Origin of the sequence: Bradyrhizobium sp. SZCCHNRI20481, assembly GCF_032485055.1 — a bacterium.
Classification (GTDB): Bacteria; Pseudomonadota; Alphaproteobacteria; order Rhizobiales; family Xanthobacteraceae; genus Bradyrhizobium.
Genome location: NZ_JAUEUE010000015.1, coordinates 183,535 through 202,144, shown reverse-complemented (window position 1 = coordinate 202,144; position 18,610 = coordinate 183,535). Strand labels below are relative to the sequence as shown.

The 18,610-nt window shown below is 65.7% G+C and carries 16 protein-coding genes; 14 read left to right on the top strand and 2 right to left on the bottom strand.

The window, feature by feature from the left end; translation table 11 throughout:
• Positions 1-121 precede the first annotated feature (121 nt).
• Positions 122-1,261, bottom strand: a complete 1,140-nt coding sequence (locus QX132_RS24370; protein WP_316163076.1) for an ROK family protein — start codon at positions 1,259-1,261, stop codon at positions 122-124.
• Positions 1,262-1,632: 371 nt separating this feature from the next.
• Here QX132_RS24370 and rplU point away from each other — a divergent pair, with 371 nt between their 5' ends.
• The 3 genes from rplU (at position 1,633) to QX132_RS24355 (ending at position 3,149) form a co-directional block, all read left to right on the top strand.
• Entirely contained in the window at positions 1,633-2,016 is a 384-nt protein-coding gene (rplU, locus tag QX132_RS24365) for a 50S ribosomal protein L21 (RefSeq protein ID WP_315757168.1), read from the top strand.
• A gap of 132 nt (positions 2,017-2,148) precedes the next feature.
• The gene (gene rpmA, locus QX132_RS24360) at positions 2,149-2,418 is read left to right on the top strand and encodes a 50S ribosomal protein L27 (protein WP_008961804.1); all 270 of its coding nucleotides are present in this window, start codon (positions 2,149-2,151) and stop codon (positions 2,416-2,418) included.
• Between the two features lie 140 nt (positions 2,419-2,558).
• A complete protein-coding gene (locus QX132_RS24355) occupies positions 2,559-3,149 on the top strand; it encodes a GNAT family N-acetyltransferase (RefSeq protein ID WP_316163075.1) in 591 nt (196 codons plus the stop codon).
• Between the two features lie 37 nt (positions 3,150-3,186).
• Here the strand turns inward: QX132_RS24355 and QX132_RS24350 are convergent, their stop codons facing one another.
• On the bottom strand, positions 3,187-4,104 hold the full coding sequence (locus QX132_RS24350) for a DMT family transporter (protein WP_315757166.1): 918 nt from the start codon (positions 4,102-4,104) through the stop codon (positions 3,187-3,189).
• A 495-nt stretch (positions 4,105-4,599) separates the two neighbouring features.
• Between QX132_RS24350 and QX132_RS24345 the strand changes: the two genes are divergently transcribed.
• From QX132_RS24345 to QX132_RS24295, 11 genes are all read left to right on the top strand, one after another.
• Complete coding sequence (locus QX132_RS24345; protein WP_315757165.1) at positions 4,600-6,522, top strand: adenylate/guanylate cyclase domain-containing protein; 1,923 nt, start codon at positions 4,600-4,602, stop codon at positions 6,520-6,522.
• Positions 6,523-6,639: 117 nt separating this feature from the next.
• A complete protein-coding gene (locus QX132_RS24340; protein WP_315781602.1) occupies positions 6,640-7,830 on the top strand; it encodes a phosphatase PAP2 family protein in 1,191 nt (396 codons plus the stop codon).
• A 19-nt stretch (positions 7,831-7,849) separates the two neighbouring features.
• The gene (locus QX132_RS24335; protein WP_315797876.1) at positions 7,850-9,964 is read left to right on the top strand and encodes a hypothetical protein; all 2,115 of its coding nucleotides are present in this window, start codon (positions 7,850-7,852) and stop codon (positions 9,962-9,964) included.
• Positions 9,965-10,091: 127 nt separating this feature from the next.
• On the top strand, positions 10,092-11,162 hold the full coding sequence (obgE, locus tag QX132_RS24330) for a GTPase ObgE (RefSeq protein ID WP_315740732.1): 1,071 nt from the start codon (positions 10,092-10,094) through the stop codon (positions 11,160-11,162).
• Between the two features lie 143 nt (positions 11,163-11,305).
• The gene (gene proB / locus QX132_RS24325) at positions 11,306-12,442 is read left to right on the top strand and encodes a glutamate 5-kinase (RefSeq protein WP_315740731.1); all 1,137 of its coding nucleotides are present in this window, start codon (positions 11,306-11,308) and stop codon (positions 12,440-12,442) included.
• A 74-nt stretch (positions 12,443-12,516) separates the two neighbouring features.
• Entirely contained in the window at positions 12,517-13,806 is a 1,290-nt protein-coding gene (locus QX132_RS24320; RefSeq protein ID WP_315797877.1) for a glutamate-5-semialdehyde dehydrogenase, read from the top strand.
• 66 nt (positions 13,807-13,872) lie between these two features.
• Positions 13,873-14,496: a nicotinate-nucleotide adenylyltransferase gene (locus QX132_RS24315; RefSeq protein WP_315757270.1), complete on the top strand. Its 624-nt coding sequence runs from the start codon at positions 13,873-13,875 to the stop codon at positions 14,494-14,496.
• Between the two features lie 307 nt (positions 14,497-14,803).
• Complete coding sequence (gene rsfS, locus QX132_RS24310; protein ID WP_315740729.1) at positions 14,804-15,160, top strand: ribosome silencing factor; 357 nt, start codon at positions 14,804-14,806, stop codon at positions 15,158-15,160.
• 56 nt (positions 15,161-15,216) lie between these two features.
• On the top strand, positions 15,217-15,699 hold the full coding sequence (gene rlmH / locus QX132_RS24305) for a 23S rRNA (pseudouridine(1915)-N(3))-methyltransferase RlmH (protein WP_315740728.1): 483 nt from the start codon (positions 15,217-15,219) through the stop codon (positions 15,697-15,699).
• A gap of 33 nt (positions 15,700-15,732) precedes the next feature.
• Positions 15,733-17,103: a murein hydrolase activator EnvC family protein gene (locus QX132_RS24300; protein WP_315797878.1), complete on the top strand. Its 1,371-nt coding sequence runs from the start codon at positions 15,733-15,735 to the stop codon at positions 17,101-17,103.
• On the top strand, positions 17,100-18,452 hold the full coding sequence (locus tag QX132_RS24295) for a S41 family peptidase (RefSeq protein WP_315740726.1): 1,353 nt from the start codon (positions 17,100-17,102) through the stop codon (positions 18,450-18,452). The genes QX132_RS24300 and QX132_RS24295 overlap by 4 nt, the downstream gene beginning before the upstream one ends.
• Positions 18,453-18,610 lie beyond the last annotated feature (158 nt).

The following is an 18,610-nucleotide window of genomic DNA, read 5'->3' as shown; positions in this document are numbered from 1 at the left end:
GCCATCCGATTGGTTGCACGGCGGTTTTCCGCACGTCTTGGACCGGGGAGGCACCCCGCTGCAACGCAGCATCGCTCCCTCCGGGCCGCCGAGAGACATGGTGGTGCGGCCGCGCCGACGCTCAATCCTTCTTCTTCTTGGCCGCCTTCTTGTCGTCGCCCTTCTCGTCCTTCGACTTGTCATCCTTGTCCTTGCGACCGTTCTCCTTGCGACGGTTGGTGAAGCGGGCATTACCCAGCCCGGTGCCGATGGTCAGCACGCCCCAGCGCTCGAACTCCTGCATGAACGGCACCTCGGACAGGCCCTGGACGACGCCGTCATTGTGCATCAGCACCGCGGTGTCGTGATCGCCGATCATCGGGATCGCCTCGACCAGGATGGCCGGAAGGTTGAACTTGCTGCTCTCCCAATTGCCCGGCAGGTTCTGCGCACCCTTCTCGATCGAGCCGTCCTCGCTGATCACGCCGGGACAGGCAATGCCGATGAACGGCGCGAGCCTGAGCCCCTCGGTATCGGCCTCCTCGATTAGGCCCTTCAGCATCTTGGTGAGCCGCTTGACGGCGCCTTCCCGCGTCGGCTCGTCGTCGGCATGGCGCCACAGATCGGACTTCCAGACCGACGCCTTGGACAGGTCCGGCGCCTTCTTCCGGGCGGTCTCGACGACGCCACAGCGGATGTTGGTGCCGCCGATGTCGACCGCGAGGATGCTGTCATGGGCCTCGAAGATCCACGACGGCGCCAGATGCAGCGCGCCGATCAGCCCGGCATCGTCGGGATGGTAGCGGATCGGCTCCAACTCGACGCCGAAGCCCTCGTCCTTGAGGATGATCGCGGTGCGCGCGATGGCGAGCTCGCCGAGCCGGGAATCCCGAAAGCCGCCGCCGACCACGATGCACTCGGTCTTGGCCCAGGCCTTGGTGCGCAGGAAGCGCCGGGTCACATAAGCGAGCTCCTGGGCGAACTCCTCGATCGCGGAGTGCACCACCGCCGAAGCCTCGGTGTCGTCGCCGACCAAGATTGCGTCCAGCGCCTTCTTGCTGATGGTGTCGCTGTCCTCGTCACCGAACGGGTCCTTGTCGGATTTGCGCAACGGCTTGCGCCAGCGCTCGAGGATCTTGCGGAACGCGCCCTTGGAGGCGCGATCGCCGAGGAAGCCATCCTCGTCCTTGAGTTCGATGTTGAAGCTGTCGATCTCGACCGACGGCAGCCGCGCCGCGCCGTGGCGGGCGATGCCCGTGGTGGTCATGATGTCGTCGGCCATCGGATCCCTGCCGTGCTGTGCGTTGGCCCGGACAACGGCGCAGGCGACAGTTTGGTTGCGGCGGGAGGGCGAATGGCAAATCGGGAGTAGCGAATAGGGGTCGAGGTTGGTCGCCACCTGCGTTCCCTACTCGCTACTCCCTATTCGCCCCTTTCCCTTGACTCGTCAGCCGACCCGGCTATAAGCACCCGATCGACCGGCGCGGGTGTTCTCGCGCCGTTTGTCGTTGCGCGTATCCGGCGGGTGTTGAGCCCAAGGGCGCGACGCCGGTCCCGATCGGGCCGGACTTCATGAACCATAACGACTGAACAAGAAGCCGACCCGGGGCCATGGTGCTTCGAGGCCGGGATCGAACACGAAGGATGAGAACGATGTTCGCAGTCATCAAGACCGGCGGCAAGCAATACCGCGTCGCCCCGGATGATGTGCTCGAGATTGGCAAGATCGACGGTGAGCCCGGTACGATCGTGCAGCTGAACGAAGTGCTGGTGGTCGGTGGCGACACCCCGGTGCTGGGCGTGCCCGCCGTGGCCGGTGCGTCCGTGGCCGTCGAGGTGCTCGACCACAAGCGCGGCCCCAAGGTCATCGCGTTCAAGAAGCGCCGCCGCAAGAATTCGCGCCGCAAGCGCGGCTACCGGGACGAGCTGACGCTGATCCGCGTCAGCGAAATCCTGACCGGCAACGCCAAGCCGACCAAGGGCCCGCGGCCGAAGAAGGCCAAGGCGGAAGCCCCGGCGGCCGACGCCGCCGAGTAAGCATGCCGGCGCGATTGCCGCGCCGCATTGGCTTGAACCCTCATCGCGCGGATTTTTCGTCCGCGCCCAGCAAATGTGAATGATCCCTTGGCGGAATCGCGCTAAAGGTGATCGCGAGATCGGAGACGAGCGATGGCTCATAAAAAGGCAGGCGGTTCATCCCGCAACGGACGCGACTCCAAGGGCAAGCGCCTCGGCATCAAGGCGTTCGGCGGCGAGCGCGTGATTCCCGGCAACATCATTGCGCGTCAGCGCGGCACGACCTGGCACCCCGGCCTCAACGTCGGCATGGGCACGGACCACACCCTGTTCGCCAAGATCGAGGGCGTCGTCGAGTTCCATGACCGGGCCAACCGCACGTTCATTTCGGTGCGGCCGGTAGCCGCCCAGGCTGCCGAATAGAATAACGGTGGAACAACATGCGTCCGCCGGGTCCTGATGAACCGGCGGAGCGCCAGATGGCTCCAGGGGAGGCGGGACAACCGGCCTCCCCTTTTCTTTTTCGCTGATCAGTTGATCCCGAAGCGTCGATGGAGCCCGACATGCTGCAGGACATCACGACTCCCACCTTGCGCGAGGCGAGACCTTGCGTCCTCGAGACCCCCCGGCTGACGCTGCGTGCGCCGGTGCTCGCGGACGTGACTGCCATCGCCCGGCTCGCCGACGACCGTGTTATCGCCGAGAACACCCGCCGCCTGCCGCACCCGTATTCAGAGGTCGATGCCGCTCGCTTCGTTCGCGCGCTGGAACAGACGGGTGAGACCGTCTTCCTGATCGAGCATCTGGACACGCCGATCGGCATGGTCGGGATCAATCGACCAGCAACGGGCCGCGCCGAGCTCGGCTACTGGCTGGGCGTTGCGCATTGGGGCCGCGGCTTCGGCACCGAAGCCGCGCGCGCCGCAATCGACCATTTCTTCGAGACGAGCGAGGACAATTTGCTGATCGGGCACGCCCGCGTCAGCAACCCAGCCTCGCGCAACATCCTGGAAAAGTGCGGCTTCCAATGGACCGGCGTCGAGCTGCACCGCTTCGAGGTGCTCGGCTCCTCCGCCCCGGTCGACGCCTTCCGCCTCACCCGCGGCGTCTGGTCCTCGCTGAAGGCCTGGGCCAATGCGGGACGGCGGAACTAGGCCGGGCCACCCTCCCCCTCCAGGGGAGGGTGGCACCTCAGGCCGGCGGATTCACCGCACCCTGTCCCTGCCCCAGGCTTCGTTCCCGCAAGTAGATGTACAGCCCCGCGCCGATGATGATGGTGGCGCCGACGATCGTCGCGGGATGCGGCACGTCGCCGAACACGACGAAGCCGAACAGCACGGCCCAGACGATCATCGTGTACTGATAGGGCACGACCACTGAGGCCGGCGCGAGCTTCAGCGAGCGGTTGACGCAGAACAGCGCGGTCACCGAGATGATGCCGGCGGCCGCGAACATCACCAGGCTGCCGGGCGTCGGCGTCACCCAGCCGAACGAGGACATCGCCGCGCCGAGCAGGAAGGTCCCGACGAATTGCGACGACGCCATCACGATGTCCGGCGTTGCGCGCAGGCTGCGCGTGATCAGCATCAGCACCGCGAACGACAGACTGCCGCCGAGCGCGATCAGCGCCGGCAGGCTGAAGGTCTGCGCCGAGGGCCGCAGCGCGATCAGCACGCCGCAGAAGCCGATCAGGATCGCGGTCCAGCGTCGCCAGCCGACATGCTCGCGCAGCACCAGCGCAGACAGCGCGGTGACGAAGATGGGACCTGCGAGATAGTAGGTGATGACGTCGGCAAGCGGCAGATAGACGGTGGCGAGAAAGAACGCCGCGACCTCGAGCGTCGACAGGATCACGCGCACCAGCTGTAGCCAAGGACGCTCGAGCTGCAGAAAGGCGGCTCGGTTGCGCCAGATGAACGGCGCGAGCAGCAGCAGCGCCGCACAGGCGCGCAGCCACAGCAGTTGGCCGACGGCATAGGTCGACACCAGGAACTTGCCCAAGGCATCGCCGAACGAGAACATCGAAATCGACAGCAGCATCAGGCCGATGCCGGCCAGCCGCGCCGATCGTACATCGTTTTGGACGGAGATCCGGGAGAGGAGGGTCATTGCGCAATGGGCTGGTTGTTCTGGCTGAAGCCCGGGTGCGATATGGTCGCGGTATCCCGGCCTTCACTTCTTCATCGGCTCGTTTAGGAGTCGTGAGCGCGCGCGACAAGCCCTTGGCGGGAAGATGCGCAAACACAGGCGCCGATCACAAGATCACGATTAAGCGAGCCGGGGTTCCGGCGCACCACACTCGCCCGGGCCTCATACTGCAGCTTCTTTTCGATCCGGTTCTTCAACCTGCGATTTTGCTGAACCATTCGGGCGCTCGGCAAAACCCATCATATGCAGTTGCATTTGGGACGAGGCGCTCCGAATCTGACGCGCGATGGCGGCTCTAGAAGCGGTTCGAGTATCTGGTCATGCCAACGCAGCATATCCCCATACCCACATTCGTCGGCAGCAGGGCAGCGCCGGCACCGCATCGCTTGCACCCGCGCGACATCTCGGCTGGCCGCCGCGTCATGAAACAGGGCGTGCGCCCGTTTCGAGTCCGATATGAGCAGTGATGCAGAGGGCAAGAACGAGCTGGATCTCCGGGCGGAACCGCCCGCGATGGGGAATGCTGCGGCAAGTCTGGTGCTGCAGCAGACCGTGGTGCTGTTGGTCGATGTGGTCGAATCCGTGCGCCTGATGAGCGCGCATGAGGCTGCTACCGTTCAGCGCTGGACCGAACTCATCCGCCTGATCGCGTCGGAAATATTGCCCCGGCATCAGGGCACTCTTGTGAAAAGCCTTGGCGACGGCTTGCTTGCTCGTTTCGAGACCGTCAGGGATGCCGTGAATGCCGTTGCCGAGATGCATCGAGCGGCGGCTGCGCAGAACGCCGGGCTCCCGGAGGATCGACATCTTCACTTGCGTGCGGGCATCAACGCCGCAATGGCTTGGAGCGATGGCGTCGACATCTACGGGACCGGCGTCAACCTTGCGGCACGGCTGGCAACTCTGGCCGGACCCGGCGAGACGATCGCAAGCGCATCGGCGCAGGAGGAGCTGGCTGCCGCTCTGGCTAGCCTCGCCAGCCCAGGCGAGACGATCGGGAGCGCCGCCGCGCGTGACGAATTGACGCACGGCGTCGACGCGGTCTGCGAAGATCTCGGCAACTGCGTTTTGAAGCACTTTGACAGGCCGGTTCGAGCATACCGCGTCGGTCCGCCGGGGCCGCAGCCGACCATCGCCGGGAGGCGCGACTACGGAGCGGCGATGCAGCCGAGCATTGCCGTGATTCCATTCGCAGCCCGAACCGAGGCGCCTGGGCTCGTGGACGTCGGCAACCTGATCGCCGACGGCGTGATCTGGCGCCTGTCGAAGTCTGCGAATCTCAAGGTGATCTCGCGGCTTTCGACCGCCGTGTTCCGCGGTCGGACCAGCGACCTTGGCCAGGTCTCGGCGCATCTGGGTGCGGCCTACGTCCTCAGTGGAGCCTATGTGGCCAACGGCAGCCAGATCATGGTGACTGCTGAGCTCTCCGCCGCCCGCGACGATCAGGTGATCTGGACGGATCGGCTCAGCGGATCCGTCGAGGATTTGCTTCGGCCCGAAAGCGAGATGGCCGATCGCATCGCACGAGCCGTACACTTCGCCGTGTTCGACGCCGAGGTCGACCATATCCTGACCCAGCCGCTGCCGACGCTCGAGAGCTACTCGCTCCTGCTCGGCGCAATCAAGCTCATGCACAGGTCCACCAGGGAAGAGTTTCTCCAGACACGCAATATCCTCGAGGAGCTGATCAACCGGCACGGCCGTATTGCGGCCCCGCGCGCCTGGCTCGGCCACTGGTACATCCTGCGACTGACACGAGGCTGGTCCGAGGACCGCACCCGCGACGCAGCCGAGGCCCTGGCGACGACCCATGCCGCGCTTGATCGCGACCCGTCCGACGCGCTCGCGCTCGCAGCCGAGGGGTTCGTCTACTGTCATCTGTTCAAGGACCTCGACATGGCGCGCAGGCGTTGCGAGGCGGCCGTCCTCGCAAACCCCAGCCACGCGCTCGGCTGGCTGTTCCTTGGGACGGTCGACGCATTCAAGGGTGACGGTGCCGCTGCAGTGCACGAGACCCAGCGCGCCATGGAGCTCTCGCCGCTTGATCCGATGCGCTATTACTTCGAGTCGCTCAGCGCGACGGCTGCACTTTCCGCTCATGACTATGCCACCGCTGAAAGACTTGCGCGCTCATCGCTGGCACTCAACCGCATGCACCCCTCGACGTGGCGAGCCTTGACCATTGCGCTCGTGCTGCAGGGCCGAATGGAGGAGGCCCGATCGACACTAGCGAAGGTGCGGGAGGTCGACCCGACGCTGACGGTCGAAACCTATCTTGCCCGCATGCCGAACGCTCAGCTCGAAACCGGTCGGGAATGGGCGCGCTGTCTGGCGTTAGCCGGCCTGCCATCCGGTAACGGCAACTCCAAGCGGCATTGAGGACGAAAAGGATCCGGGCGTGTGAACTGGTCGACAGCTGAGTGAGTATCGCCCGGCGAACTGCAACTGAAAGGACGACCCTACCATTGTGAGCTGACTCAATCATAGGAGGCGGACATGGGCCAACTGGGCGGCGCAGGTGGTGCCGGCGGAGCGGGCGGAGCAGGCGGCGCGGGTGGTGCTGGAGGCGCCGGCGGAGCAGGCGGCGCGGGTGGCGTCGGCGGCGCTGGCGGTGCCGTACTCGGCACGCTTGGCGATGTCTATGCCAATCCGGTGATGGTCGATGCATTGATCCATGTGCGCGAGGGCAGCATCGTCACCGAAAAACCGCTCGTGCTTTATGAGCCGGCGCTCCCGGTCATCGATGACCCCGCCCAAATGGAGCGCTGGGAAGCGTGGGTTCGCGCCTATGTTGCTATCGGAGAGATGCTGCAAGGCATCACCTTCCAGGGCATCACGGCAAACTCTCAACCGTCAAGCTCTGACGCCTTCCAGATATGGTCGTCCGTATCCGGACAGAGATCGCTGATCGCCGAAATTCAGCGGCCGGCACAAACCACTTTCGAACAGCAGATCCCCCTGGTCCTCAGTTGGGCCGAACTGCGCAACGAGCGCGCCACGGAAATCCTGGCGCAGATCGATCCGCAGTTCGCTTTCTGGGCATCGATCGTCTACCTCCATGCCGAGCGGACGCGGCGCACATTCGAACTCATCAACATGGTGCTGCAATTTTGCGTCTACGTGGAGATGCGCGTCAAGCACGCGCTGGGCTGCTACCGTCCGGTCGAATACAACGCCGAGGTCCAGCCGATGATCACGACCCCGGGGCATGGAAGCTTCCCGATGGGGCACGCGACGCAGACCTATGCGGTCACCTACGTGTTGAAGCAGTTGCTGAAGCTTGATCCGACGCGGCACAAATGGGTCATCGATCAGCTCGATCGCGTGTGTGCCCGGATCACGACCAACCGCGTCATCGCCGGCGTCCACTTTCCGGCTGACAGCATGGCGGGACGCATGCTGGGCGTCGCCCTGGGCGAGTACTTTGTCGGGCGTTGCAATGGGAACGAGACGAGCCAGCCCTTCATGAAGCGGACCTTCCTTGCGGCAGGAATCGACCAATACCCGACGACGGATTTCAATCCGTTCAACACCACGATCGTCCCGGCCCAGGATCTCGACCAGGGTCCGTTCTACTTCTCGCAATCTGCCGGCGTGAACGTCACCCAGTCCCCTCTGATGCATCACGTCTGGTGTGAGGCTCAAGCGGAGTGGAAGGGCAGATTTGGCGTTCCGAGCTACCCATAATTCATGCGGAGAGCGAGCCATGGCCGAGCCCGGGGCGCCCAAGAACTATCCGAGATGCTTCGATCCCTATCTCCGATACGCGATCTCGACGGAATTCAAGAACTTCGAGGAAAACCTCCAGGAAAAATGGGATCGTTTCGACGATGACAAATACAGGCTCCTGCTCCTGATCGAGCTGAAAGAGGCTGGAACGGCCGCAGATTTCGCGAAAGTGGCGGGCCAGCTGGAACCAACCCAGCCCGAGTTCGCCACGACAAAGTACGGCATCGAACTCGCGCCTTATGCGGCAGACTCGCGGTACCTGACGATGCGCTGCCGCGCGAGTGCGGTGCTGGATAGCGCATTGCACGAGTCCGTCTGGGGCAATTATGTCAACCGGGTCGCGTTATCCTTGCCGGTCAAACCGTCATCTCCCAAGTCATTCCAAAAGAGTGCGCCCATCCGCCACCGCTTCAAGGAAGGTAAGGAGGCGCCAGGACCGCTTCTGATCGGCATGCTGGACGATGGCTGCCCGTTTTCTGCGGCGCGCTTCCTAAGAACCAGCGGCCCACTGAGCACGCGGGTCCGAGCCATCTGGGATCAGAACCAGAATAAGCAGCCGGTCGCGATCGGAACGCGCAAGTTCGGAATGGAGCTCACCGACTTTGCCTACGGTCTCGAGTACCGACGCGATTTCGCCGCCGGCATAGAGCCGCAGCAGATCGGACTCGACGATTGGATCTCGCTGCACGCGACAGCTACCGATGGCGTCGACGAGGATGGCTGTTACGCAGCCGCCGGGTTCACGACCCTCGCACGCCGGGACTCGCATGGGGGCCATGTCATGGACGTCCTGGCGGGGCCTGTTCCGATTTCCTCTCGTATCGGCCCGTCGAAACCAGGCAAGGACCGCCGCGATCCGCCGAGTTGGACACCTGGTCGCCCCTCGACTGATCCTGCGTGCGACGCTGACGTCGTGTTCGTGCAATTCTCCGATGAATGTATCCGGGATGCGACTGGCGTGTGGCTGAAGACCTATGTCGTCCAGGGCATCCAGTACATTCTGTCGTTTGCAGACCCGGTCAAGACCAGGAACGTGATCATCAGCCTCAGCTACGGTCCGACCACCGGACCGCATGACGGCACGGCAGAACTCGAGAGCGCCTTGTCGGCTCTGGTTGCTGAATACAACGGCAAGAACAACAAGCCGAAGCTCGACATCGTGCTCTCCGCCGGCAACGCCTATCTCAGCGACGGTCACGTCGTCTTCACCAGCGACAGCGAGCAGCCCGAGCACGTCGAATGGATCTGGCGTTTGCCGCCGGACAATACCGTGCTGGTCTTTGCAGAGATCTGGATGGAGGACGATGAGGCCCAGGGAGTCACCGTCACCTTGACGTCGCCGAGCGGCAAAGTTCAGCTGACATCAGGCTGTGCTGTCATCGGAACAACGCTTCCGAAGCCGGGCGGCACCACCCCTCAGCTGATCGGCCCGATCGTCTGGGGCAAAGACAGGATGTGGCTGCTCGAAGTCGGCCCGACCGTGGTGAGGCCAGAAGATCAGGCCAGCAACGAGCACGGCGACTGGACCATCAAGGTCGACGGCATTCCCGAAAACGCCGAAATGCACGCCTATGTGGCGCGCACCGATCCGAACATGGGCGCGCGCACGGGGGCCAAGCGCTCGCATTTTGTCGATTCCAACTGGGAGCAAACCCGGTCGGCTGGGGCCAGTTGCACGCGCATCGACGGGGAGTTCGATCGGACCGGATCGCTGTTGGATCGGTTTGGGACGCTGAACGGGATCGCAACCGGCAAGAAGCACCGGGTCCATGTTGCAGGCGGGTACGTGGTGGCGGATGGCCGCAAGACGCCTTATTCATCGGCGGGCCGGCCCCGCGGCGGCCACCGCATCGGTCCGGATTACGTGCTGCCCTGTGACGAAGACAACGCCCTCACCGGAATCCGTGCCGGGGGTAACCGGAGCGGCGCCGTCCTGCGCCTGATCGGGACGAGCACCGCGGCTCCGCAACTCGCGCGCCAATTTGCGAGATTGCGCGGCGGCTTGGCTTTGCCTCAGCCCACCGCCGTCCCGTCCCCGAACGACATCGCGGAGATCGCAAAGAGGGGCGGCGGCGATCTCGAGCCGCCGTAGCGGCAGGTCGTCGCGGTGCTGCGCGAGCGGCCTTCGGCCCTGACCGGGGCGGGAATCTTGCGCTTTTCCGCGCGATCCGCGGCGGTTTGAGTTGCCCCGGAGGCCCGCCTCGCCTACCTAGAGCCCTATGAAATTCCTCGATGAAGCCAAGGTCTATGTGCGCTCCGGCGACGGCGGCAACGGTTGCGTTGCGTTCCGGCGCGAGAAGTTCATCGAGTTCGGCGGCCCGAACGGCGGCAATGGCGGCCGCGGCGGCGACGTCGTCATCGAGGCCGTCGACGGCCTCAACACCCTGATCGACTACCGCTACCAGCAGCATTTCAAGGCCCAGAGGGGCGGAAACGGGTCCGGCAAGGACTGTCATGGCGCCGGCGGCAAGTCGGTGGTGCTCAAGGTTCCAGTCGGCACCCAGATCTTCGACGAGGACCGGGAGACGCTGATCCACGACTTTACCGCGGTCGGCGAGCGCTTCGTGCTGGCCCAGGGCGGCAATGGCGGCTTTGGCAACGCGCATTTCAAGTCGCCGACCAACCGGGCGCCGCGCAACGCCAATCCCGGCCAGCCCGGCGAGGAGCGCTGGATCTGGCTGCGCATGAAGCTGATCGCCGATGCCGGCCTGGTCGGCCTGCCCAATGCCGGCAAGTCGACCTTCCTGTCCAAGGTCTCGGCCGCCAAGCCGAAGATCGCCGACTATCCGTTCACCACGCTCCATCCACAGCTCGGCGTCGTGAACGCCGACGGCCGCGAGTTCGTGCTGGCCGACATTCCTGGCCTGATCGAGGGCGCGCATGAGGGCGCCGGCCTCGGCGACCGTTTCCTCGGCCATGTCGAGCGCTGCCGTGTGCTGCTGCACCTGGTCGACGCCACCTGCGAGCATGCCGGCAAGGCCTACAAGACGGTGCGGCACGAGCTGGAAGCCTATGGCGGCGAGCTGACCGACAAGGTGGAGATCGTCGCGCTGAACAAGATCGATGCGGTCGACCCGGACGAGCTGAAGAAGCAGAGGGACCGGCTGAAGCGCGCCGCCAAGAAGACGCCGCTGTTGATCTCCGGCGCCACCGGCGAGGGCGTCAAGGAAGCGCTGCGCAAGCTCGCCGACGTGGTCGGCGAACAGCCGGTGTCCCTCAAGGCCAAGAGCACGACCGAGAGCGCGGCGACCGAGGAGCCATGGGCGGCCCCAACGTCACCGCAGGGCTGAACTGAAGCCAACCTTGCCTCGCAGGCCCTCGCTTGCGACACTCGCCGCCATCCATCAACACTTGAGCCCCGTCCCGTGGGACCGCGTGTCAGCCACGCACCTCTCATCACGATGCGAGGGCTCGAACCGACCCTGTTCACGCCATGGCACCCCGTCTCGAAAATTTCCGCCGCATCGTCGTCAAGGTCGGCTCGTCGCTGCTGGTCGATTCCGAGGCCGGCGAGGTGCGCGCCTCCTGGCTCACAGCGCTGGCCGCCGACATCGCCAGGCTGCACAGCCGCGGCTGCGAGCTGCTGGTCGTGTCCTCAGGCTCGATCGCGCTCGGCCGCAGCCGGTTGAAACTGCCGCGCGGACCGCTGAAGCTGGAGGAGAGCCAGGCGGCCGCCGCGGTCGGCCAGATCGCGCTGGCGCGGACCTGGTCGGAGGTGCTCGGTGCTCATGGCGTCAGTGCCGGCCAGATCCTGGTGACGCTGCAGGACACCGAGGAGCGCCGGCGCTATCTCAACGCCCGTTCGACCATCGCCAAGCTCCTGGAATGGCGCGCAGTGCCGGTCATCAATGAGAACGACACGGTCGCGACCGCCGAGATCCGCTATGGCGACAATGACCGCCTCGCCGCTCGCGTGGCCACCATGGCGAGCGCCGATCTGCTGGTGCTGCTGTCGGATATCGACGGCCTCTACACCGCGCCGCCCGCGCAGGATCCGAACGCACGGCTGATCCCCGTGGTCGAGAGCATCACTGCCGACATCGAGGCGATGGCCGGCAGCGCCGCCTCGGAGTTCTCACGCGGCGGCATGCGCACCAAGATCGAGGCCGCCAAGATCGCCACCACCGGCGGCACCCACATGCTGATTGCGTCCGGCAAGATCGAGCACCCGCTGCGGGCGATCGCCGATGGCGGCCGCTGCACCTGGTTCCTGACGCCAGCGAACCCGGTCACCGCGCGAAAACGCTGGATCGCGGGCTCGCTGGAGCCGAAGGGCACGCTGACGATCGATGCCGGCGCAGTGACCGCACTGCGCGCCGGAAAGAGCCTGCTGCCGGCCGGCGTCATCCGTGTCGACGGCCAGTTCGCCCGCGGCGATGCCGTCGTGGTGCGCGGCCCCGACACCCATGAGATCGGCCGCGGCCTCGTCGCCTACGACGCCGATGATGCCGAGCGGATCAAGGGTCGCTCGTCGCCGGACGTGGCCATCATCCTCGGCGTCTCCGGCCGCGCCGAGATGATTCATCGCGACGACCTGGTGATCGGCCCGGCGGGCGCCGGCCCAGCCTGAGGCCAAGGCACCGGCGTTCGCAAACGGCCTCGTTCCGTGCTACTGGAGAGCCTTAATTCAAGGTTGAAAAGCCCATGACCGCGCCTTTGAAAGCCATCGACGGCAGCGCCGATCTGCCCGCCCTGATGAACGACCTCGCCAAGCGCGCCCGTGCGGCCGCCCGCGTGCTGTCGCTGGCGCCGGCCGAGCAGAAGAACCGCGCGCTGGAGGCGATGGAGCGGCGGATCCGCGCCCGCACTGAAGCGATCATCGCCGCCAATGCCGAGGACGTTGCCGAGGCCAAGGCGGCCGGCATGACCTCGTCCTTCCTCGATCGCCTCACCCTGACCCCGGCCCGCGTCGCCGCGATGGCCGACGGCATCGCCGTGGTACGCGGCGTCGCCGATCCGGTTGGCGTCGTGACCGAGAGCTGGCAGCGGCCGAATGGGATGACCATCGAGCGCGTACGGGTGCCGCTCGGCGTCATTGCCGTGATCTTCGAAAGTCGTCCCAATGTGGCGGCCGATGCCGGCGTGCTGTGCCTGAAGTCCGGCAATGCGGTGATCCTGCGCGGCGGCTCGGACTCATTCCGCTCCTGCCGCGCCATCCATGAATGTATGGTCGAAGGCCTGCGCGAGGCGGGCCTGCCGGAGGCTGCGATCACGCTGGTGCCGACGCGCGATCGCGCCGCAGTCGGCCTGCTGCTGTCCGGCCTGAACGGCGGCGTTGACGTCATCGTGCCGCGCGGCGGCAAGAGCCTCGTCGCCCGCGTCGAGGCCGAGGCGCGCGTGCCGGTGTTCGCGCATCTCGAAGGCGTCAACCACGTCTATGTCGACGGCGCCGCCGATCTCGAGATGGCCAAGTCGATCGTGCTGAACGCGAAGATGCGACGCACCGGCGTCTGCGGCGCCGCAGAGACGCTGCTGGTCGATCGCGCGAGCGCCGACAAGATCAAGCCGCTGGTCGACATGCTGATTGGCGCCGGCTGCGAGGTGCGGGGCGACGATGCGGTGCGGGCGGCCGATGCGCGGGTGAAGCCGGCCAGCAACGAGGATTGGGACACCGAATATCTCGACGCGATCATCGCCGCCAAGGTCGTCGACGGCGTGGAGGGCGCGATCGCCCACATCCACGCGCACGGCTCGCACCACACCGACGCGATCGTCACCGACGACAACGCCGCGGCCGACAAGTTCCTCAACGAGGTCGACTCGGCCATCGTCTTGCACAATGCCTCGACCCAGTTCGCCGACGGCGGCGAGTTCGGTTTTGGCGCCGAGATCGGCATCGCCACGGGCAAGTTCCATGCGCGCGGGCCGGTCGGGGTCGAGCAGCTGACGAGCTTCAAATACCGCATTCACGGCAGTGGTCAGACGCGGCCATGACCGCCGCATCCTGTGGTTGAGTTACACGAGCAGCAGGCGGGGGCCGCCGTGACCGACGCCACAGCCATGCGGCCTGCGATCCGCCAGGCGCTGCCGCCCTACAGCGACGGCATGCGCATCGGCCTGCTCGGCGGCTCGTTCAACCCGCCGCACCAGGCGCATCGCGCGATCAGCCTGTTCGCGCTGAAGCGGCTGCAGCTCGACCGTGTCTGGTGGCTGGTGACGCCGGGCAATCCGCTCAAGAACAATGGCGGGCTGCATGCGCTGGCCGAGCGCGCCGAGGCGGCGCGCAAAGTCGCCGCCGATCCGCGCATCGAGATCAGCTGTCTCGAATCCGTCATTGGCACCCGCTACACTGCCGACACGATCGATTATCTGCGCCGGCGCGCCTCCCGCTTGCGCTTCGTGTGGATCATGGGCGCCGACAATCTCGCGCAGTTCCATCGCTGGCAAAAGTGGCAGCACATCGCGGCCCAGGTTCCGATGGCCGTGGTCGATCGTCCGCCCCGCAGCTTCCGCGCCCTGAACGCGCCCGCCGCACGCGCCCTGGCGCGGTATCGCATTCCCGAAGCGCAGGCCAGCCGTCTCGCCGACAGCGCCGCGCCAGCCTGGGTCTACCTCACCGGCCTCAAGCTCAGCCTGTCGTCGACGGGCCTGAGGAACCCGGACGGCAGTTGGAAGTCGTTCTGAACGGCCGCGCTCGCTGTCGCGCGGCATCGGATGTGCATGGAACTTGCCGTCCCGTTACGGTCCGAAGCGGGGCGGCCGGTCGAGAATGTCGGGCCGGGCAGTCGGGGCACTGGATTGTTGAAACCGTTAACCCCACATGCCTAGTATGGTCAGCAGGCCGGGTTGGATTCGGCCTGCGATACAGTGAAAGGAATGGTCCCTGACCACATCTGTATTGTCCCAGTCGGCCTTACCCAAGACGAAGGCAACGACGACCAAGTCGGCCACTGCCAAGTCAGCGCGTAAGACGTCGACCCGAGATGCGGCCTTGCAGGCGCAACCCGACGCCGACAAGACCCTGCGCACCATCCTCTCCCGCCTCGAAGACATGAAGGCGGAGGAGACGGTCACGATCAATCTTCACGGCAAATCGGCGTATTCCGATTACATGGTCATCACCACGGGCCGCTCGAACCGGCACGTCGGGTCGATCGCGGAAAACGTCGCCAAGGGCCTGAAGGAAGCCGGCACCAAGAAACTCCACATCGAGGGCCTGCCCAATTGCGATTGGGTGCTGATCGATTCCGGCGACGTGATCGTGCACGTGTTCAGACCCGAGGTTCGCGAGTTCTACAATCTCGAGCGATTGTGGACTCAAGGGCCGAACCCGGCGAAGACGGTCTAGGCGGCCCCACGCCGCGCCGGATGCGAATCGTGCGGCGCACGTGCTAGTCCGTGCGCATGCGCCTGATCGTGGTCGCCATCGGCCGGTTGAAGCAGGGTCCCGAGCGGGAGCTCGCGGAGCGCTACCGCGGGCGTTTTGATGACATCGGCCGCAAGCTCGGCTTTCGCGGCCTCGACATTCATGAGATTCCGGAAAGCCGCGCCCGCGACGCGGCAACGCGCATCGCCGAGGAGGCCGCCGCGATGTCGGCGGCAATCCCGGACAAGTCCGTACTCGTGTGTCTCGACGAGCGTGGCCAGAACGTCGACAGTACAACCTTTGCGGGTTATCTTGGACGCTGGCGGGACGAAGGCATTCCGGCAGCCGTCTTCGCAATCGGCGGCGCCGACGGACTTTCGCCCGAATTACGGCGCAGAGCCAAGCTTGGGGTTGCGTTCGGCGCTGCGACCTGGCCGCACCAGATCGTCCGCGTCCTGCTGCTCGAGCAGATTTACCGTACTGCTACGATCCTGGCCGGTCACCCCTATCACCGCGCTTGAATAGGGGACGATGGGAGCACAATAAGGACCTCGATGTTCGCTGCGCGGCCCCTCTCCCGTTCCTCAAGAACCGTCCGCAGCGGCCGGTCGTGCCGCGCGTCGCTGGTCGCGCTGCTAATCGTCGTTCCCGGTCTGCCGGCGACGGCGCAGACCGGACTTCGGCCTTCCCTCGCCGGTACCGCCTCACCGACACCGGCGACACCCGAGCAGTTGAAGCAGCGCGAGCAGGAGCTCGAGGCCGCCCGCGCGGCCCAGAAGGCCGCCGCCGAGGCCCAGGAGCGCCTGAAGGCCGACATCGCCGCGCTCGGCGAGGATCGCGGCAAGCTCAATCAGCAGCTGATCGACGTCGCCGCGCAGGTGCGCAGCGTCGAGACGAGAGTCGGTGAGGCCGAAACGCGACTGCGCGGGCTCGACGGCCGCGAGCAGGATCTGCGCACCTCGCTGGAGGCGCGGCGCACCGAGATCATCGAGGTTCTGGCTGCGCTGCAGCGCGCCGGCCGCCGCACGCCGCCGGCCCTGCTCGTCCGTCCCGAGGATGCGCTGCAGTCGCTGCGGACCGCCATGCTGCTGGGCGCTGTGATCCCGGAGATGCGTGGCCGCGCCGAAAAGCTCTCGACCGATCTCGGCGAGCTCGTCGCCATCCGCAAGACGATCGCCAGCGAACGCGACAAGCTCGCCGGCGACCGCGACAGGCTGCGTACCGATCAGACCCGTCTCGCGGCCCTGGTGGAGGAACGCCAACGCAAGCAGAGCTCGGCCGAGAAGGACATGGAAGCCGAAAGCGCGCGCGCGGCTGTGCTGGCCCAGCAGATCGACTCGCTGCAAGGGCTGATCACGACGATGGAGCTCGATCTCAAGAGCGCCGCCAAGGCCGCGTCGACGGCAAGCCTGCAGGGCGTGCCGGTCAACAGCAAGCCGGACGCGAATGCGCTGCGCAACCCGGGCCGCAAGGCGCCCGCGATCGCGTTCGCCTCGACCAAGGGCATGCTGACGTTTCCCGTCAACGGCACCAAGATTCGCGAATTTGGCGCGTCGGACGGCGCCGGGGGCTCCGATAAAGGCATTTCTTTGGCAGCCCGGCCGGGCGCCCAGGTCACAACCCCGTGTGATGGCTGGGTTGTGTATGCGGGTCCCTTCCGCAGCTACGGACAACTCTTGATCCTCAACGCCGGTGGCGGGTATCATGTCCTGATCGCCGGGATGGAGCGCATTTCCGTCAACATCGGGCAGTTTGTTCAGACGGGAGAACCGGTCGCGACCATGGGTAACTCGTCCCAGGTCGCCTCCATTCTCGCTACCAACGCGAGTCAACCAGTGCTCTATGTCGAGTTCCGTAAGGACGGCACTCCAATCGATCCAGGCCCATGGTGGGCCGCAAATGAAGGCGAAAAGGTACGCGGATGATGCGTAAGACTTCGGTAATTCTCCTGAGCGCGGCCACCGGTGCGGCATTGACCCTGTTCGTCTCGCAACCGCGCGCGGTGTTGATGGGATCGACGGCGCGCGCCGCGACCGCCGATACCTATCGCCAGCTCAATCTGTTCGGCGACGTGTTCGAGCGCGTGCGCAGCGATTATGTCGAGAAGCCCGACGATTCGAAGCTGGTCGAGTCCGCGATCAGCGGCATGCTCTCGGGCCTTGATCCGCATTCGAGCTACATGGATGCGAAGAGCTTCCGCGACATGCAGGTGCAGACCCGCGGCGAGTTCGGCGGCCTCGGCATCGAAGTGACGATGGAAGACGGCCTGATCAAGGTGGTGTCGCCGATCGACGATACGCCGGCCTCGAAGGCGGGCATCCAGGCCAACGACATCATCACCAATCTCGACGACGAAGCCGTGCAGGGCCTGACCCTCAACCAGGCGGTCGAGAAGATGCGCGGCCCGGTCGGCACCAAGATCAAGCTGAAGGTCGTGCGCAAGGGTGCCGACAATCCGCTCGACGTGACGCTGACCCGCGACAACATCCGCGTCCGCTCGGTGCGCTCGCGCACCGAGAGCGACGACATCGCCTATGTCCGCATCACCACCTTCAACGAGCAGACCACCGAGGGCCTGAAGAAGAGCATCGCCGACCTGCAGAACCAGATCGGTGACAAGCTGAAGGGCTACATCATCGACCTGCGCAACAATCCGGGCGGCCTGCTCGAGGAGGCGGTCACCGTCTCCGACGCGTTCCTGGAGCGCGGCGAGATCGTCTCGACCCGCGGCCGCAATGCCGAGGAGACGCAGCGCCGTGCGGCACATGCCGGCGACCTCACCAAGGGCAAGCCGGTCATCGTGCTGATCAATGGCGGCTCGGCTTCGGCGTCGGAGATCGTGGCCGGCGCGCTGCAGGACCACAAGCGCGCGACCCTGGTCGGCACCCGCTCGTTCGGCAAGGGCTCGGTGCAGACCATCATCCCGCTCGGCGCCGGCAATGGCGCGCTGCGGCTGACCACCGCGCGCTACTACACGCCGTCGGGCAAGTCGATCCAGGCCAAGGGCATCGTGCCCGACATCGAGGTGCTGCAGGACGTGCCGGATGAGCTGAAGTCGCGCACCGACACCAAGGGCGAGGCTTCGCTGCGCGGCCATCTGAAGAACGACGGCGACGAGAAGACCGGCTCGCAATCCTACGTGCCGCCGGACGCCAAGGACGACAAGGCGCTCAAAATGGCCGCCGACCTCCTCCACGGCATCAAGAACAGCGCCAACACGCCGGCGCCGACCGAGAAGGCCGCGGCCGACAAGCCGGCCAAGGCTGCGAACTGAGAGGCTGCGAACTAGGCGGCAGCCGACAGACGCGCATCGGGTTTGAAGGGCGGCCTCCGGGCCGCCCTTTCCTTTTCTCTTTGGCTTCTTGCTTTCCCGCTCCGCCGATCTACGGGCTTTGGGAGACTGGCCCTGCGTCCGAATCCTCGCCGTGGTAT

What these genes read in the sequence shown, in the direction of transcription:
- QX132_RS24370 (WP_316163076.1), bottom strand. Translation starts at nt 1,261, where the DNA reads ATGGCCGACGACATCATGACCACCACGGGCATCGCCCGCCACGGCGCG.
- rplU (WP_315757168.1), top strand. Translation starts at nt 1,633, where the DNA reads ATGTTCGCAGTCATCAAGACCGGCGGCAAGCAATACCGCGTCGCCCCG.
- rpmA (WP_008961804.1), top strand. Translation starts at nt 2,149, where the DNA reads ATGGCTCATAAAAAGGCAGGCGGTTCATCCCGCAACGGACGCGACTCC.
- QX132_RS24355 (WP_316163075.1), top strand. Translation starts at nt 2,559, where the DNA reads ATGCTGCAGGACATCACGACTCCCACCTTGCGCGAGGCGAGACCTTGC.
- QX132_RS24350 (WP_315757166.1), bottom strand. Translation starts at nt 4,104, where the DNA reads ATGACCCTCCTCTCCCGGATCTCCGTCCAAAACGATGTACGATCGGCG.
- QX132_RS24345 (WP_315757165.1), top strand. Translation starts at nt 4,600, where the DNA reads ATGAGCAGTGATGCAGAGGGCAAGAACGAGCTGGATCTCCGGGCGGAA.
- QX132_RS24340 (WP_315781602.1), top strand. Translation starts at nt 6,640, where the DNA reads ATGGGCCAACTGGGCGGCGCAGGTGGTGCCGGCGGAGCGGGCGGAGCA.
- QX132_RS24335 (WP_315797876.1), top strand. Translation starts at nt 7,850, where the DNA reads ATGGCCGAGCCCGGGGCGCCCAAGAACTATCCGAGATGCTTCGATCCC.
- obgE (WP_315740732.1), top strand. Translation starts at nt 10,092, where the DNA reads ATGAAATTCCTCGATGAAGCCAAGGTCTATGTGCGCTCCGGCGACGGC.
- proB (WP_315740731.1), top strand. Translation starts at nt 11,306, where the DNA reads ATGGCACCCCGTCTCGAAAATTTCCGCCGCATCGTCGTCAAGGTCGGC.
- QX132_RS24320 (WP_315797877.1), top strand. Translation starts at nt 12,517, where the DNA reads ATGACCGCGCCTTTGAAAGCCATCGACGGCAGCGCCGATCTGCCCGCC.
- QX132_RS24315 (WP_315757270.1), top strand. Translation starts at nt 13,873, where the DNA reads ATGCGGCCTGCGATCCGCCAGGCGCTGCCGCCCTACAGCGACGGCATG.
- rlmH (WP_315740728.1), top strand. Translation starts at nt 15,217, where the DNA reads ATGCGCCTGATCGTGGTCGCCATCGGCCGGTTGAAGCAGGGTCCCGAG.
- QX132_RS24300 (WP_315797878.1), top strand. Translation starts at nt 15,733, where the DNA reads ATGTTCGCTGCGCGGCCCCTCTCCCGTTCCTCAAGAACCGTCCGCAGC.
- QX132_RS24295 (WP_315740726.1), top strand. Translation starts at nt 17,100, where the DNA reads ATGATGCGTAAGACTTCGGTAATTCTCCTGAGCGCGGCCACCGGTGCG.